The following is a 15,095-nucleotide window of genomic DNA, read 5'->3' on the forward strand; positions in this document are numbered from 1 at the left end:
ATACCTTTTACATTTTTAGCTTTATTCCCTGACGACTTATTTTCATCCTCATCGTCACTAAAGAAGCTAATAATGTCGCCAAAAACGCTACTGACCAAATCAGCCATACCTAATAGCTTATCTGTTAGCCAACTAATGCCTTCTGCCACAAGCGTTATTGGAGATAATAAAAAACTAAATACCGCACCTAATACATTACCAACAGTCGATCCTAGAGAACCAAGCTCAGCCAACTCAGAAGCAGTAGCTTGAACAGGTGTAAATAAATTACTAAAAGCGCTAACAAGCCAGTCTATTGCAACACCAATTGCACTAAACAGTGGTTCAAGAGTACTCAATAATGGCGCAAGTGCCTGTCTAACCGGCGCAATGGCATTTAATAATCCGTCAAATAAACCAGACATAAATGCTTTAATAGGATCCCAGTATTTATAGATAATCACACCTATAACGGCAACCGCTGCGACAATACCCGCAACAAGAGCAAGCATTGGGTTTGCTAACAGTGAAGCATTAAATGCCCAAAACTGAGTTGTGGCTAAGCGAATGCCTGATGTAAAGGTTAATAATGCCCGTCTTGCTTGAAGGAAACCAAGACGCCCTAATAACTTAAATTGCCTGGTCAGCGATTTGACACCTGCAGAAAAACCTTTAGTTTCAAATGTATTCAGTACTAGATTAGCTCTACGCGATATTAACGCTGTTGTATTATTAACTAAGGACTCACTAAGTACTGCAAGCTGTTGCTGTCCTAATTCAACAACCGCATTACCAACATTATCCAATGCTTGTGGAAAGTCGGTAATTAAATTATCAACACTGGTAAACGCTGTTGTCAGGCGTGTAGCAACATTCTCAATGACTTCACTCTTCACCTTAAATGCACTCAAAATCGCTTCACTGGCACCACCAATATATTGACCAGCAAAGTCTTTTGCTAAGTCACTGGTAGCATTACCTTGCAATACAGCTTTTAGGTTTTCGCCAATAGCAGGCAGATTTTCAGTTAAATTCAATGGATTACCAATAGCGCCTCGAATATCCCCCACAAACTGATGAACAAGATCGCTTTTAACATTAAACTTTTCTGCAATCATGCTGGACAAATTATCTTGTGCATTATCAAGTAAGGCAGGTGAAATAACATTACTGAATTCATTGACTGCTGTACTTGTAACACTTGCAAAAGCGCCTTCAAAATCATTTAAAATATTAGTAAGACCACCCATTGATGCAACGATATTTGATAGCGATGATTCAACCAGTGTTTTATCAATATTCATTTTTTCGCTACTCAAATTTCCCAGCGACTCAACACCATTATTAACTAATGCTGGCGCTATATCATTTTGAATAGCGTTACCAAAGGCATCCTTTACACCAAATAAAGCTCCCGCTGTATTCGTTAATAGGTTTTCGATGCCACCAGAAGCTTGCCATATACTTTGCAATGAGTTTTCGACAAGACTTTGCTCTAACTTTAATGTGTTGGCTATTGATTGACTGACAACAGGAAGCTTAGTTGCTGCCACACTGTTAGCCATGGATTGTAGATTTTTAGTTAGTGATTGAGATAACTCGTTTGTTGCAAGTTCAGTCTGTTTACTGACTGCAGCAATCGTATTATCAAAAATAGTATTTAATGAAAGTGAAACTGCATTAGTCATAAAACTCGCCTTGCATTGCTCTTTCCTTTGCTTTCTTATGCCATATAAATAGTTCCGATAACTCCAGCTCCCAAAGCTCAGACGGGGGCCAATGAAAGACCACCGCCAAATCAGCTAAGACACTATAAATATCTTCTGGAATTACCGTTGACCTAAAAAACCAGCAACCACTTCATTTACTTTTTGAAAATCCCCTGCATCTAGATCTTCAATCGCAGAAGGCACAAGCTCAGCCAAGTCAGCAATTAACTCAATTGATTTGGTAATATCACCGCCTTTTGAGTCTTCCATTTTTTTCAAGTCTTTAGCTCTTGGACGACGAAGATAGATCGTATCAACTTCAACACCTTCAGTGGTTACAGGATAATTTAGGGTGATTTTTGATTTCATTATTTTTTCTCTTTAACTAATAATTATGATATTTAATCTATAATAGGAGAACAAAACAAAAGACAAAGCTATTGACTGAGCCTAGAGTAAGCTCTCCTTATATTTGGCCAACAGTTATTAAACAGTAAAAACGCTAATTAATATTTTTTTGAAAAATCTAATATTTCGTTATCAAACCACACCAATCGCTTTACGAATACCTTGTAGTTTATCTACGCCATTAATGACTCGCTTCATATTAATCACATCAATTTCTGCAAGAATATCTTTATCCATAGTGAGTTTATAATAAGATAATGCAACCTGAATTTTCATTGCACCTTTATCTCCTGCTTTCCATGCCCCCATATCCAACTCTTTAAATCCTCCAGCAAGGACAAGTTCAACTGCATGGACCTTACCACCCTGCTCCATTGCACCACGAATAATAATATTTTCTTTTTTCGAGTAGTTTAATTCAAACCAGTCAAAAATATTTTTATTACATTCATGCACAGTAAAACTACATTCAAGCTTTTCCATGCCCATATCGATACTTAAAGGAGTATCCAAACCACCTGCACTGTATTCCTCAGTTTTAATAGTGAGTTTAGGTAGTGTTATTTCCGAAACACGTCCTGCATAGCCTTTACCAGCAATATACAGGTTCATATTTTGCAGCACTTTAGGCATGCTAAATTTATCACTTAATGCCATTAGACAAGCTCCTCCAAGTATTCATTTGTTAAATGAGATGTAAAAGTAATATGTTCAGCGGGATAAGGTGGTGTAAACTCTATATTAAAATACACTTTTCCTTGTTGAATATTAGCAGGCGAGTTAAGCTCTGGATCTGCATAACAACGTCCTCCAATAATCGCCCCTTTTGCCTGCAAGTCACGCAAATAATTATTGACCCCTTCAGACACATGTTCGAGATAAAGCGTCGTTATATTTTGGTCAACCGCCCACATATGTGCACGTAACAAGCTTTCATTAATCATATCCGCCGTGCGACGAACCGATAGAAAACGCCATTTTTCATCTCCACTGGTAGTATGATTACCCCATAAACGAAATCCATCTTTACGAATAACCGTGGTAACATGCTTTTCATTCAATAAATTTGCACGACAGTTTTTATCGCCTAATGTAAAGTCAACAGCACGAACCAAATTACTAATACCATTAACAGGCTGATTAGAAGGTGACCACCAAAAACCCAGATCATTATCTGTACGAGAAATGATGCCAGCGACACGAGGACTCATAGGCTGATCTTGATAATTTTTAGTATCAGCATTAAATACCTGTACAAAAGGATCAACCATATACACACGTTCAGATGAAACCTGTTCTGCGTACTTAATCGCATCTGCATCATTACTGTTTGGTCCATCAACGATCACAACAGCCCGCAGCCGTTCTGCAACCGTTTTTAACTTATCTGCAACTTCAAACTGTTGGCTAAATTTGGGTGCGACCAAAATACGAGGGGTGACCCCTAAAGTAGACTCAGCACTGAGTAACGCCATAATACCTTGGTAGTGTGCACCATCATCAGACATATCTTTCAAAAATTCGGCTTTTTGAGCATCTGCTTCCGTTTGTTCAGGTACTCGAATTACCACTACCATCGCACCTGCTTGATCAAAAACGCCTTTAATCGCATCAGGTAAAGTACCTGTCTTACCCAGCTCAGCCGCTTCTTTAATATTACCAGCAATCAAAACCGGCGTATGATATGGAAATTTACTATTATCTGCTTCAGGTGCTGTTCCTACTACCCCGATAACAGAGCTTCTTACGGTACGGATGGGACGTGGCCCACTATTATCTTCTACAATTTCAATACCATGTAAAAAATTTTCAGACATTTTCGTTCCTTTATTTATTTTGTGATAATTATTTTATGTAATTTAATTTCTTATTTTTAGGTGAAATATTTCACTATTTTATTTATATTCATCTTCAAGTCTTGAAGGTAGGGGAACCTCTTGTTGAACTTTCATACGCTCTTTAGCAGCCCTTTCTAACAGAGCATCAGCGTCACTTTTTTGTCCTAAGTACTCTTTAATTTGAGCCTCTTCTAGAAGAGGTCTAACGCATTTAGTATATCTAGACCTACGTAGATGCTCAGCTTGCTGGTAGTCAAATTTATACTTCTTTTTATTATTTGTTACCCACTGATCCAATACCCACTCATCAAAATCTGTTTTTGGTTTTTTCTCTGTCCATAACGAGTCAATTGGACCCAATTCTGAAATCAACTTCGACTCTAAACAGTTTTCTTTTTTGAAAACAGTTTTACCTCGATGATCCTCAATATATTTATAACCCGTTAAGTCATCTAAAGCGATAACCGCAAAACCAGTTTTAGGAAGCAATGGCTCTGTTTTTAACGCATTGACAGGAATATGGGCTATACCACCGCGCACGCTTGTAAAATAGACGTCAGCGTTAACTTCACCAGTCTGTTCATTAAATGTCCAATATTTAACTTCTTTCATTTATCATCCTTATATATAAATCGCCATTGCACGAGCTATGTTACGAGGTCTTGTTTCTTTCCAGTTATTATCTTCACTATTTTCATTTGGGTTATTTTTTGTTGTATGATCTATAGCGGTATCATTATCTTGTTCGTGAGGACCGTCAGAAGCAATTGCATCGGCCCCCTTCGTCGCCCTTTTATTTTCATCGCTTATTGCATAGTGTTTATTTCCATTTTCATCAACAAAATCATGATAATGCCATTTTATTTGATCATTTTGATAGCTTAATATATTTCTTCCAGTATCAACTCCCCTACCGTGATCCCATACACGAATAAATTCTCCTCTTATATCGCCTGTATTTATATGTTTATTTTTAACTAAGTGCGGATACGTTTTTACCAACCGCCAGTATACTTCTACAGGTAGATTGACATTCATTTCCATCACAGCTTCTTCAGGAGGAGTTTCACTCAACCAATAAAATGGCATTCCTACCCTCCCACCATATGGAATCCACCAAAAGGGTTTTTTACTATCACTCCAGCCATCATGCCTGTTATCAATATTTGCAGGGTCTATTCCTTTACAAGTTAAATTAGGCCCTGCATACATTTGCATGGGGATTACTTGATCGTTCACTTCAACAGTACATGTTTCACCCGTTCGGTATTTTCTTTTGGGGTCATAGGGTAAAAACTGAACTGTAGATAACTTATTATTTAGTTTATAAACTGCTTTTGCAGTAGCGAGAATATCACTACTATTACTATCTAAATTATCTGTTCTTTTTGAAAAAGCATCCTCTACATATTTTTTTGATGCCAACATAATTGCAGGGTCAATACTTAATTCAACTGAACTGGCATTTGATACTTGCAACATAATCCGTAGAAACAAGCTACTTCCACTACCTTCTGTTATATTTGGCTTATATGTTTTTGGATATTTCCCAATTGCGACTAAGTTATTCTGATCATCATATATACCAAATTCAGTAATATAAAAACCACCTACTTCATCTGGTATAACAGCTTCAATAACCAACCAGTTTTTATTTTCAGGGTTTATATATAAATCATTGATTGTGCCACTCCAGCATTCTCTAACTAGTTTTGTATCAATCTCTTTTGGGAATGTTTCTTCACCATTATCACTACCGCCATCACCAACTTTAATCGTTTTTAATTTTAATTTATTACCAAGCGCTGCTGTATTAGCAAGTTGCACCTGACCTATTTTAGTTAAAATACTGTAAAATTTATTTTCCATTTAATTTATCCTACATATAGTCAAACAAACACAGAAGTCATCACTACCGTGCTTCATCTTGAAGTCAATTTGTAATAAGCAAAACACTTTAGACTGGTATAGCAATATAATTTTTTGGATAAACTGTTATTGTATTTACAGATTGATAGCCACATCCAACAAAGCAAGAAGTAGTTTCTTCTATATTTTTGACTATAAAGGGATAAACTGTTGTCGTGTTACCACTTTGTGCAGCAACACCGATATAAGGTGTTGTTGATTTGTTTGCTAAGTAAATACGTAAATCATATTGACTACGTGCATTTTTAGTTTGTTCTATTATATCTTTGATATTACTATATTCTGTTTCACTAATTCCTCTTGAACGGCTAAAAACATTTGCTCTAAATGTACCCGGTTTGCACTCAGTTTCCTCTTCATAATCAAACCACTCTTCAATTTGGATATCGACATCCGTTGCGGCTAATGCTTTTTTGAGTGCACCAATTGTTCCCTTTTGTCTATGCACACTGATCGATTCTTTTATTACATTTCTTTTAGTTCGATCATCCCATGTATTATCCCACTTATCTACAGATAGCGCCCACGCTAGCCAGGGTAAGTACTCGGTAGGACATTCATCAGGATTCCATAATTTTTTAAAAGAAATATCAATTGCTTCAGCTCGTTTTATTATAACCTCAATTTTATTTTCGAGCTCTGTACCATTAACTGGCATTAGCCTTTCTTCACTATCATTTACCTGTTTCATTATAAGTCAGTTCCAATGATATTTAGCTTAATATTAGATGGATCATCATTACTTCCAGGATTACAATAGACTACCTGATTCCCTTTAATTTTTAGTTGATTAAACTTATTTTTATCGGGTGATTTTAAAATTACCTGCTGTACACCTGGTACATGTAGAGCAGCAAGAATACCTGACTCGGTTATATCATGTCCTAGATAATGGTGTTCTATAACATACTGTTTAATCCTGTTTTCAGCTTCCTTCAATACCACCTGCTGATCAGGACCAGAATAAAATGTAATATCGGCCTCTATCTCATAATGAATTGGTGTCACAGGCTCAACAACAACTTTATCTGTTAACGGCCTTATATCTTCATCATTTAAAATGGCTTCAACACGTTTTAAAGTTTCTTGGTTTGGTGTTCCATCACCATCATAGCTTTGAACGGTTACATAAACAGTACCTGGTTCATCCTCATGCCCTGTAACATATACATCTTTTACTTTATCTGATGCCGCCAATGCATGAAATCGATAAGCTCCTTTTGGTCCCGCCGTACTGAATCCTTCAGGACCCAGAATAATTCGTTGACGCAAAACGTCGTCACTTTCAAGCATTTGTTTTTTGGGAGGCTCAGATTTAAGATCAGCTTCTTGTATAACTTTGCGTTTAATGCCTATGAGTGCTGCAAGGTTATCTAAATCCGTTCCTCTTGCATAAGCCACCATAACCGAGCGTGCAGCTTCATTAATTCGTTGGCGAATGGTGAGTTCACGATATGCCGCCACTTCAAGTAGTTTATATACAGGGTCCGACTCCAGTAAAGCACTATAGTCAGAGTAAATTGCTTGAAAATCACTCAATAATTCATCCAAAATAGCTTCATAATCCAGCGTTTCAACAACATCTGGTGCAGGAAGCTGTGATAAATTAATTTCTGTTGTCATACATCTATTCCTTTCAATGTAATGACCTGTTGCTCAGGTAAATAAATACCTTGTAGTTCAAAACTCGCAGTACCTTGTGTAAGACGTTTTAGGGTTATCTGCTGTAATCGAAACCTTGGCTCCCAAAGAACAAGCGCATCAGCAACTGCAGTATAAAATGCAGCAATCGTTTGTTGATTCAATGGTGCATCAATAAAATCGTGCAGCCTACAGCCATAATTACGCCTCATTACTCGGCTTCCTAGAGGAGTAGTTAAAATATCAATAATTGATTGTTTTAAATGTTCTAACCCTCCAATTTCTTTTCCTGTATACCGGTTCATACCTAACATTATTGAGTATCTCCTGTTGGAATTGCTTTACTATGTGCGCTTACTGTATGAGTATGCTTATTATAAATAGCCCGGTCTTCCGCCATACTTCTTGTTTTATCTGTTATATCTTGTGTTGAGTTTATATTTCCTTCAACATGCACATCACCTTTAATCAAAACACCTCCTGCACTTATAATTTCAGTTGTACCACTACCTGCAATATTTATTTTTAACTGGCTATTTTTTCGATCATATATAAAAGTTGTATTATCCTTATACCGCTGTATATGAATATCTGGATGGTTTGCTAATTTATCAAACTTATTTTGGTATAATGCAGGTAACACTACACCTTGTTCTAGCTCTCCATTTGGAGAAAACATTATTACTTGCTCGCCAACCTCTGGTGCCCAATAATCAAGATCATTGTGTGCCCTTGTGGTGAGCCATGGTAACCAACTGGACATAAAATCGCCTGACTTTACTCGAACAAGTGCATCATCATAATCAACATCTATAATCACACCAATAATGACTGTATTAGCTAGTTTTCTCTCTAACTGAGATACCCTGTAAAGTAAGCTATCTCTCATTACTGTTAACCTCTGTATATCGCTCTGCAATACCAAAGTCATCTCTATCTGAACTAAAGAAAAGATGCTTAGGGTTAACGGGTGTATCTATACTAGCGTTATCACTCGCTAGCTGCATGGTATGTTGCCATTCTACTTGCCAGCCATTCACTAAATGATCACCTATTTTATTAATACTCAACGTATTGGCTATAACACTCCTTGCAGGTGTTATACTATTTACTCCCCAATTATTTGACTTTATAAATCGTAATACCTTATCTAATAAGTTAAGTGATACCATATCATCCATCCAGTCATCTTTTGCTTTATTAAAATAGTAGATTAAATAAGTAATCTCATACTCTTGTGTATCAAAAAAGTCTTGCTGTTTTGGACTCAATTGTTTTGGTGTAATACGTAAAGCAGGAAAATCATTAACCGTTAACTGTGGATTCCTGATATCCAAGATACCCGTTTGCGATCCAATATTTTTAGCTTCACTTATATTATCTTCAAAGCATTCAATGATTCTTTCTGTTATCTCTGCTAATTTCATAAGTTTCCCACTCAAATTATAGATAAATAAAGTGATTGATATTACACATAATATTCTCAGTAATTACACTAATAAGTTGCATCATTATTCTATTGACTTACTGATACATTATTAGGATTCAGTGTATCTATATCATTTTTAAACCCAAAGGGAACAAGGGTTATTGTCAGTATTTGACGGCCTGCCTTAACAAAATATTCATTAAGGGTATATCAATTGCTTAATTTAGACTCAATTAGTCTGTCAAGCTTATTACTAATAAGCTGTAGATCATCTCTTATTTCACTTTTAATATCAGTAATTCTTTTATCCTGCCTCTGCTGCATTTCCGCAAGATGGCCGATAGATTGACTATTTTGATCAATTCTCTTATCAATCGAACCACCCCATGTAAAAAGTGATATAACGACTGCAAATGTGCTTATAATATGAGTTACACTTATATTTTTATCCAAATGCCAATGTTTCATTTGTGAATCAGTATTATCTAACAATTTTTCTCCTTTAATACATATTTATTAGTTATACAAAATACTTTCCTATTGCCATTAAAGTAAGGGCTTTCTAAAAATAGTGATTTTATTGTAAGAGCAAGGAAGCACTGCACGGAGGTCCGTAGTGTATAAGGAATACATGAGGATCCGAGTAAAGAGCTGACACAGCTATCACGAAAAAAGTGCATTTTTAGAGGCGCCCATATTAATAAATATCAATATTTACACTTCAACTGTAACACTACTTTGAAATGCACTTACTGATCATATTTTAACCTATAGGGAATCAACAATATAACTTTGAAGTCCCCTACAAATACTGTTGACGCCATTATATTGATTCTTTTGCTATACGTTCAGGTGAAATATTTCATTTATTATATCCTTAACGTATCACTTTTATATCCCTAGATTTCATCGGACTTGTATCATTCTTGGTCAACAACAATATGATGTAACTTATCCACCTATTTTGGAGGTTAAGCACCTAGCTGGCTGTTATTTGGTGGATTATATCTATGCAGAAACGGAGGTGATTGATCCAAACTATACTCATGACTCAAGAGTGTATGATGCTAACCGATTTATTGTAAAAGAGCTTATAAAGATAGTCGATGAAAGCAACTCACATGTCAGACGTCAGCATTTCATGCAAGCTGATAGTCATGCCGGAAGCACAACTTTTATGATACGGCATCATGGTGAAATCTGGCATAAAAACCCATCTTATCGCTATAAATACCTTGGCCGCTTTGATGAAAATGATCGCTGCTCAATAGAAACCATAGATAATTCAAAACCAATCTGGGTAAAAGAGATTCTTAGTCTAGATGAAGGTCCTCGTTATCAATGTTTAAGCCAATGGAAAGAAAATCAAACGTTATTTTTTATGGTAACTTATGAATAGAAAGACAGAATAACGTCAAAACAATGTTCTCTGAAGGCTATAGACAGGCTTTGGTGAAAGAATTAGGTAAAGTTTGATCTGTGCATTTACCAGATCATGAATGTACAGCAGTAGCTGTCTTGGCTAATGAACGACAAGCTTTTTGGGATATTTTAAAAATACGTTAGATGGGTCCAGTGGCTTTAATGAACTTAAAATTGTTGATGGTAGTAGTAGAAATTCAAAAATATCATCTTTATTAGAGCGTTACTATAAAACGGCAGAAACTAATAAAAAGCACGCCAAAATTGTCAGAAACTCATTGTATAAAATCACAGAAAAACATCGTTATTAATACCATGTTAACTACTGTATACAGTAGTTAACATGGTGTATAGTGAAGAGTATAGAGCTACTAAAGAGCGTATAGTGGCACCTAGGGTCTGTTATAGCTTAATCGTGGTTTTATTTTACATGATTTCCAAATGAAAAAACTTTACGAGCCACAAATCCAAGTACATACCAAACAAGGGTGAATACCCATAATACAACGACGATGTTCCCTTTGCCATAGAAGCTATCTATCTCAACATCACTTGGATCATCAGGATTATAGCGAATTCGAACAGGGTAACCTATATCGTAATGTTTAGGGTCAACGGTATGATTTGTTTTATACTGAACCTCTTCACCATTTGGTAGATCAAATTGAATTATTGCATAATGTACTGTTACATTTTTGCTTTCATAATCAGCCTGGAAATTTTTGACATAACCTAAATCTGGCTTTCCTGACATAATATTTGATAACCAAAAAAAAGTTAGAATTAAGCTAATGATTGCAAATATATAAGCTGGTATCATTATTGCCTTTTGAAAATTCATTTTATATCCAACTATTATCTACGTACAAAGTATATTTGATTTTTAAAGTGGCTAGTCTATCTAGGCTAGCGATATGTCACTTGCCAAATAACTGGATATGGACCATTTTCACATGAGTGGCATACAAGCTCATCATTGCGCGTTCCTTTGAGATTAAGCTCAAGCTCAGATTCTGCTTTACTAATTTGACAATAGTCTGTTATATCTGGTCGACCTTGATACAAGGTGATATTATCCCCTTCCAGACAAACGTTAAACGTCAACTCAGCAATCGCGCGCTTGCCATCTATTTCCAAGTATGCTCTGTAACCGCTTATTTTGAGCTTATAGTCAACTTGGTTAAAATCATTACTCTCTTTAATTTCTTTAGGAATATACGTTCCATTAAAAGGATTCAATGCCTTTCTTACTTCGCCAAATGCAAATACATATACAAGCATGTAATACATATAGATTAAAAAACCAGTAGCCGCTAAAACAACAACTCCAGAAAGTTGTTTTCCCTTAATCATGAGAATAGCAAGTCCACCAAAATAACACATCATGATAATGGGAACAAACGTAACAATAAGTACTAGCCAAAATCCAACCAGTTCTGATAAATCGGAAAAGGTTAATCCTCTATACAAGGCATAACCAATACCAACGACAAATGTCATAATATATACAAACAAGAAAAACTTAAACGCTTTTTTAATTTCCGACATCAAGAGTATTCCCAACAAGTAAACATAATCAACTAATATCAGTTATAAAACCTCAGTATTCACTTAACAAGATAATCATTTATTAAAATTTCTAGCACTAACGTTGAATAATGATAGGTCAACTGTATAACTTTAGCTCTCATTATGTGAACTCATTCATTAATGATAATTTCGAAACGAAGCTAATTCTACTAACCTTTGACTATATATAGTATACGCTAAAGTCTGTATTAAATGGAGACCTGAATGTTCATGAATAGACATCATAATGCTTTTAATTTAAAGTATTGTGTTCTTTTTCATCCTCTTAACAGATTGTGATAAACATAGACAGGAACTAGAAGCCTTCGAACATACCGAGAGAGGATAGACTACCCTATTCTTGTGGCAAACAGTTCAATGCGCATTATCCATGCCTCTGTCTATCTCTGGTGGAAATATGAATATGTATACCCTTGCATTTTTTAGCCTTCAATCACATTTTTATATTATCTACAAACTTTTGAAAAACATATAATCTTTCAAAAATAAAATTTGTGACAATCGATATATTCCATACGATATAAAATATGCAGAAAAAACATCGATCGAATAGTGAATACCTCCCAATAACACTATAACCAGGAAAAACAAAGAAAAAATTATATTTACAAGCCTTAGCAGTTTGTTATCCCAAAATATGAGCGCTGCTAAAAACGGTGCACCTACATGACCTGAAAAAAACAAGTCGCCTGTAAATGTATAATAATTTATAATATTATCTGGTACAATAAGTGTGGTTTCAGGAGGACCCAAATGAGTCAACACATTAAAAAATGCCCTTATCAGAATAAACAATGAGAATGTCTTAGATACACATCCAATCATTTTGGGTTGAACAATGACATACAAAAAAAACAAAACCCAATATAAAGTCGCACCATAGACATGTATCGCATTCACATCCATTAGTGGTATATGATCTAGTAACAAGTCATTTACAGAACAGCCTGCGACTTCAGATGAGTATTCTCCTGCTAGTTTTGCTACTAAAAATGAAAAACATAAAAATGCAAATCCTAAAATAGCTGAGATATAATATGGCCTCCCTTTAACTTTTTTCATAAACACACTCAATAGCTTTTAAGTATAATTTTTCATAACACTCTGTTGTTTTTTGTATAGAATGTTTATAAGCTAACCCCCTACTGTTTTCTTTCATTTTCATCATTAACTTATTATCTTTTATTATTTTAAGCAGGCAAGCTGCTGCCTGTTTATAATCATAGGGTTCAAATAAAAAACCATTTTCACCTTTTATAACTAGTTCAGGTAGAGCCATTGCATTTGCAGCAACAATCGGCAAACCAGAAGCGACAGCTTCTAAGGCAACAATACTTTGTAACTCTGCAGTTCCTGCATGAAAGAAACAATCTACTAAAGAAAAAACATGTGGGTATTCTTCATTAGAAAGGTACTTTGTAAAGTATACTTTATCATCAATAGCAAGTTTTTTGACTAGTTTGAGAATTTCATTGTATTCATTCCCTACCCCTGTAATGATCAACTGACATTCTACAGTTTTATTTACCTCTTTGACTGCATAAACAATTGTATCAATATTTTTTTCTTTATCCAGCCGTCCAGCATAAAGTACTGTCGGAATATTTTTGAGACCAAATCTTTTTACTAATAATGTATTTTTCTCTCTTGGCTTAAAGATTTCAAGGTCTACCCCGCATGAAATAGGTAATATTTCACCTGGCAAATTTAGCTTTCTGAGCAATTCTGCAGCAGTTTTTGTTGGCGTCGAGTATAAAACAGCCTTCTCAAACATTTTTTTCACCCACTGCCATGCTAATTCATTAAAATATTTTTCAACTTTTAATGACAAATGAGTGTAATGAAAAAAATTCCCAGGCATAAAGTGATTTGTTGCAACCATAGGAATATGAAATTTTTCACCGATTTTTGAACATATATCACCCAAAAAGAACCGTCCTTGAAGGTGAATAACTTCTGGATTAAATTTAAGAATTGCATTTTCAATTTTTTTTCGAATAAAGATCGGCCAACACACTCTAAAGTTTTTATAGATAAGTGCTGGAAATGATCGAACTCTAAAAAGGTTCACACCTTCATAAGTATCATAACACGACTTCATAGTTCTTGATGGACATATAACAAGCACATCATGATTCCTATGAACTAAGGACTGTGCTAACCTATGTGTGAAGTAAGCGCCTCCATTTAAATCAGGAGGATAACTATCCAAGACTGTTAGTATTTTCAAATATTTTCCACTATTAACTACAAATAAAAACACCTATACAACCGTCACAATAACGATAATATAAAGATTATTTTTTATATATACTTATCATGACCGATTAAACTTAGTCACACCCATTTGATGAATCACTATCACAAGTACTACTACTGTTAGTATCATTATTACTGTAATCAGTATAACAACTATTGCTTGCATTATTTGTTTTTTGAGTCTTTGTATTACTACTTTTGACAACCATTTTTCTAATTAAAATAGCACCATAAAACAAAACAAATACAGTTATGCAGGTAAAGATAAAGGGTACTAAAATGTAACCAGTATCATTACTAGCAAACACTTTACTTGAAACCAAACACATGGCTAACAAGATTACTCTCAACATGACACCTTTCACTCCTAAGTAATCATTTTAAAACAAAGTATCATTAGTTTATAAAATATACTACAGCAGTATAGATATCTCTATCATACAAAGCATTTTTTGGTAATATATGAGTACATGTTAGACTTTAAATGTGAACTATAACACCATGTAAATTTTATTTCGTATTAACAGCAGTAATTAGTAGTTTGCTTGCCTATTGGCTGTTAAATATCAATTCTTTTAGGAATTGCTTTTAGGGCAATCGCATATAACTTTACCTTCATAAAAGCCATTTTTTCCTAAAGACCCTCTGTCTACCATTGACACAATCTATACTCATTACAAATTATTTTAATATGCAATTGCTCAGCCCAATATTGCGTATTCATAATGAGTGAAATTTACCCACAGTGATAGCGTTTTAGGAGCGAAATCAAGTGATGAAGTGAAAGAGCTTATGATTAATAAGTGACAGGAGCGGCAGTTAAATGCACCCGCATAAACGGCATTCCTTCCCCCCCCCATGTTAGTCAATAGTGCAGATGACAAGGCATAA

The 15,095-nt window shown here is 35.1% G+C and carries 19 protein-coding genes; 1 reads left to right on the top strand and 18 read right to left on the bottom strand.

Annotated elements, in window-relative coordinates; all coding sequences use genetic code 11:
* The 13 genes from KCG35_RS21475 to KCG35_RS21535 all read right to left on the bottom strand — a co-directional run.
* The coding region (locus KCG35_RS21475) for a phage tail tape measure protein (protein WP_215821919.1) at window positions 1-1,667 on the bottom strand (1,667 nt) is incomplete at its 3' end.
* On the bottom strand, window positions 1,660-1,776 hold the full coding sequence (locus KCG35_RS21480; protein WP_230409310.1) for a GpE family phage tail protein: 117 nt from the start codon (window positions 1,774-1,776) through the stop codon (window positions 1,660-1,662). The genes KCG35_RS21475 and KCG35_RS21480, both read right to left, overlap by 8 nt.
* A gap of 32 nt (window positions 1,777-1,808) precedes the next feature.
* A complete protein-coding gene (locus tag KCG35_RS21485) occupies window positions 1,809-2,057 on the bottom strand; it encodes a phage tail assembly protein (protein ID WP_215821920.1) in 249 nt (82 codons plus the stop codon).
* Between the two features lie 171 nt (window positions 2,058-2,228).
* Window positions 2,229-2,753, bottom strand: a complete 525-nt coding sequence (locus KCG35_RS21490; protein ID WP_215821921.1) for a phage major tail tube protein — start codon at window positions 2,751-2,753, stop codon at window positions 2,229-2,231.
* Window positions 2,753-3,913: a phage tail sheath C-terminal domain-containing protein gene (locus KCG35_RS21495; protein WP_215821922.1), complete on the bottom strand. Its 1,161-nt coding sequence runs from the start codon at window positions 3,911-3,913 to the stop codon at window positions 2,753-2,755. The genes KCG35_RS21490 and KCG35_RS21495 overlap by 1 nt, the downstream gene beginning before the upstream one ends.
* Before the next feature lie 78 nt (window positions 3,914-3,991).
* Complete coding sequence (locus KCG35_RS21500; RefSeq protein WP_215821923.1) at window positions 3,992-4,546, bottom strand: hypothetical protein; 555 nt, start codon at window positions 4,544-4,546, stop codon at window positions 3,992-3,994.
* Window positions 4,547-4,555: 9 nt separating this feature from the next.
* Window positions 4,556-5,803: a phage tail protein gene (locus KCG35_RS21505; protein ID WP_215821924.1), complete on the bottom strand. Its 1,248-nt coding sequence runs from the start codon at window positions 5,801-5,803 to the stop codon at window positions 4,556-4,558.
* An 88-nt stretch (window positions 5,804-5,891) separates the two neighbouring features.
* Entirely contained in the window at window positions 5,892-6,554 is a 663-nt protein-coding gene (locus KCG35_RS21510; protein WP_215821925.1) for a phage tail protein I, read from the bottom strand.
* Complete coding sequence (locus KCG35_RS21515; protein WP_215821926.1) at window positions 6,554-7,486, bottom strand: baseplate assembly protein; 933 nt, start codon at window positions 7,484-7,486, stop codon at window positions 6,554-6,556. Before KCG35_RS21515 ends, KCG35_RS21510 begins: the two co-directional genes overlap by 1 nt.
* Window positions 7,483-7,818 (bottom strand): GPW/gp25 family protein, encoded by a 336-nt coding sequence (locus KCG35_RS21520; protein ID WP_215821927.1) that lies wholly within the window; start codon window positions 7,816-7,818, stop codon window positions 7,483-7,485. Before KCG35_RS21520 ends, KCG35_RS21515 begins: the two co-directional genes overlap by 4 nt.
* Window positions 7,818-8,393, bottom strand: a complete 576-nt coding sequence (locus tag KCG35_RS21525) for a phage baseplate assembly protein V (RefSeq protein WP_215821928.1) — start codon at window positions 8,391-8,393, stop codon at window positions 7,818-7,820. The genes KCG35_RS21520 and KCG35_RS21525 overlap by 1 nt, the downstream gene beginning before the upstream one ends.
* Entirely contained in the window at window positions 8,383-8,931 is a 549-nt protein-coding gene (locus KCG35_RS21530; RefSeq protein ID WP_215821929.1) for a hypothetical protein, read from the bottom strand. Before KCG35_RS21530 ends, KCG35_RS21525 begins: the two co-directional genes overlap by 11 nt.
* A 212-nt stretch (window positions 8,932-9,143) precedes the next feature.
* Entirely contained in the window at window positions 9,144-9,425 is a 282-nt protein-coding gene (locus KCG35_RS21535; RefSeq protein ID WP_230409311.1) for a hypothetical protein, read from the bottom strand.
* A gap of 472 nt (window positions 9,426-9,897) precedes the next feature.
* Between KCG35_RS21535 and KCG35_RS21540 the strand changes: the two genes are divergently transcribed.
* Window positions 9,898-10,332: a DUF6607 family protein gene (locus tag KCG35_RS21540; RefSeq protein WP_309227480.1), complete on the top strand. Its 435-nt coding sequence runs from the start codon at window positions 9,898-9,900 to the stop codon at window positions 10,330-10,332.
* Window positions 10,333-10,776: 444 nt separating this feature from the next.
* Here the strand turns inward: KCG35_RS21540 and KCG35_RS21545 are convergent, their stop codons facing one another.
* From KCG35_RS21545 to KCG35_RS21565, 5 genes are all read right to left on the bottom strand, one after another.
* Entirely contained in the window at window positions 10,777-11,196 is a 420-nt protein-coding gene (locus tag KCG35_RS21545) for a DUF3592 domain-containing protein (protein ID WP_215821931.1), read from the bottom strand.
* 65 nt (window positions 11,197-11,261) lie between these two features.
* Window positions 11,262-11,903, bottom strand: coding sequence for a hypothetical protein (locus KCG35_RS21550; protein WP_215821932.1), 642 nt, complete (start codon window positions 11,901-11,903; stop codon window positions 11,262-11,264).
* 492 nt (window positions 11,904-12,395) lie between these two features.
* Entirely contained in the window at window positions 12,396-13,007 is a 612-nt protein-coding gene (locus KCG35_RS21555; protein ID WP_215821933.1) for a phosphatase PAP2-related protein, read from the bottom strand.
* A complete protein-coding gene (locus tag KCG35_RS21560; protein WP_215821934.1) occupies window positions 12,994-14,175 on the bottom strand; it encodes a glycosyltransferase in 1,182 nt (393 codons plus the stop codon). Before KCG35_RS21560 ends, KCG35_RS21555 begins: the two co-directional genes overlap by 14 nt.
* A gap of 730 nt (window positions 14,176-14,905) precedes the next feature.
* A partial coding sequence (locus KCG35_RS21565) for a hypothetical protein (protein WP_215821935.1) occupies window positions 14,906-15,095 on the bottom strand: 190 nt, incomplete at its 5' end.

Origin of the sequence: Zooshikella harenae (assembly GCF_018837975.1) — a bacterium.
Lineage (GTDB): Bacteria > Pseudomonadota > Gammaproteobacteria > Pseudomonadales > Zooshikellaceae > Zooshikella > Zooshikella harenae.

Excerpts from the sequence above, each read along its gene's own strand:
- KCG35_RS21555 (WP_215821933.1), bottom strand. The coding sequence starts at position 13,007 with ATGAAAAAAGTTAAAGGGAGGCCATATTATATCTCAGCTATTTTAGGA.
- KCG35_RS21485 (WP_215821920.1), bottom strand. The coding sequence starts at position 2,057 with ATGAAATCAAAAATCACCCTAAATTATCCTGTAACCACTGAAGGTGTT.
- KCG35_RS21520 (WP_215821927.1), bottom strand. The coding sequence starts at position 7,818 with ATGTTAGGTATGAACCGGTATACAGGAAAAGAAATTGGAGGGTTAGAA.
- KCG35_RS21525 (WP_215821928.1), bottom strand. The coding sequence starts at position 8,393 with ATGAGAGATAGCTTACTTTACAGGGTATCTCAGTTAGAGAGAAAACTA.
- KCG35_RS21500 (WP_215821923.1), bottom strand. The coding sequence starts at position 4,546 with ATGAAAGAAGTTAAATATTGGACATTTAATGAACAGACTGGTGAAGTT.
- KCG35_RS21545 (WP_215821931.1), bottom strand. The coding sequence starts at position 11,196 with ATGAATTTTCAAAAGGCAATAATGATACCAGCTTATATATTTGCAATC.
- KCG35_RS21530 (WP_215821929.1), bottom strand. The coding sequence starts at position 8,931 with ATGAAATTAGCAGAGATAACAGAAAGAATCATTGAATGCTTTGAAGAT.
- KCG35_RS21490 (WP_215821921.1), bottom strand. The coding sequence starts at position 2,753 with ATGGCATTAAGTGATAAATTTAGCATGCCTAAAGTGCTGCAAAATATG.
- KCG35_RS21510 (WP_215821925.1), bottom strand. The coding sequence starts at position 6,554 with ATGAAACAGGTAAATGATAGTGAAGAAAGGCTAATGCCAGTTAATGGT.
- KCG35_RS21515 (WP_215821926.1), bottom strand. The coding sequence starts at position 7,486 with ATGACAACAGAAATTAATTTATCACAGCTTCCTGCACCAGATGTTGTT.
- KCG35_RS21495 (WP_215821922.1), bottom strand. The coding sequence starts at position 3,913 with ATGTCTGAAAATTTTTTACATGGTATTGAAATTGTAGAAGATAATAGT.
- KCG35_RS21505 (WP_215821924.1), bottom strand. The coding sequence starts at position 5,803 with ATGGAAAATAAATTTTACAGTATTTTAACTAAAATAGGTCAGGTGCAA.
- KCG35_RS21550 (WP_215821932.1), bottom strand. The coding sequence starts at position 11,903 with ATGTCGGAAATTAAAAAAGCGTTTAAGTTTTTCTTGTTTGTATATATT.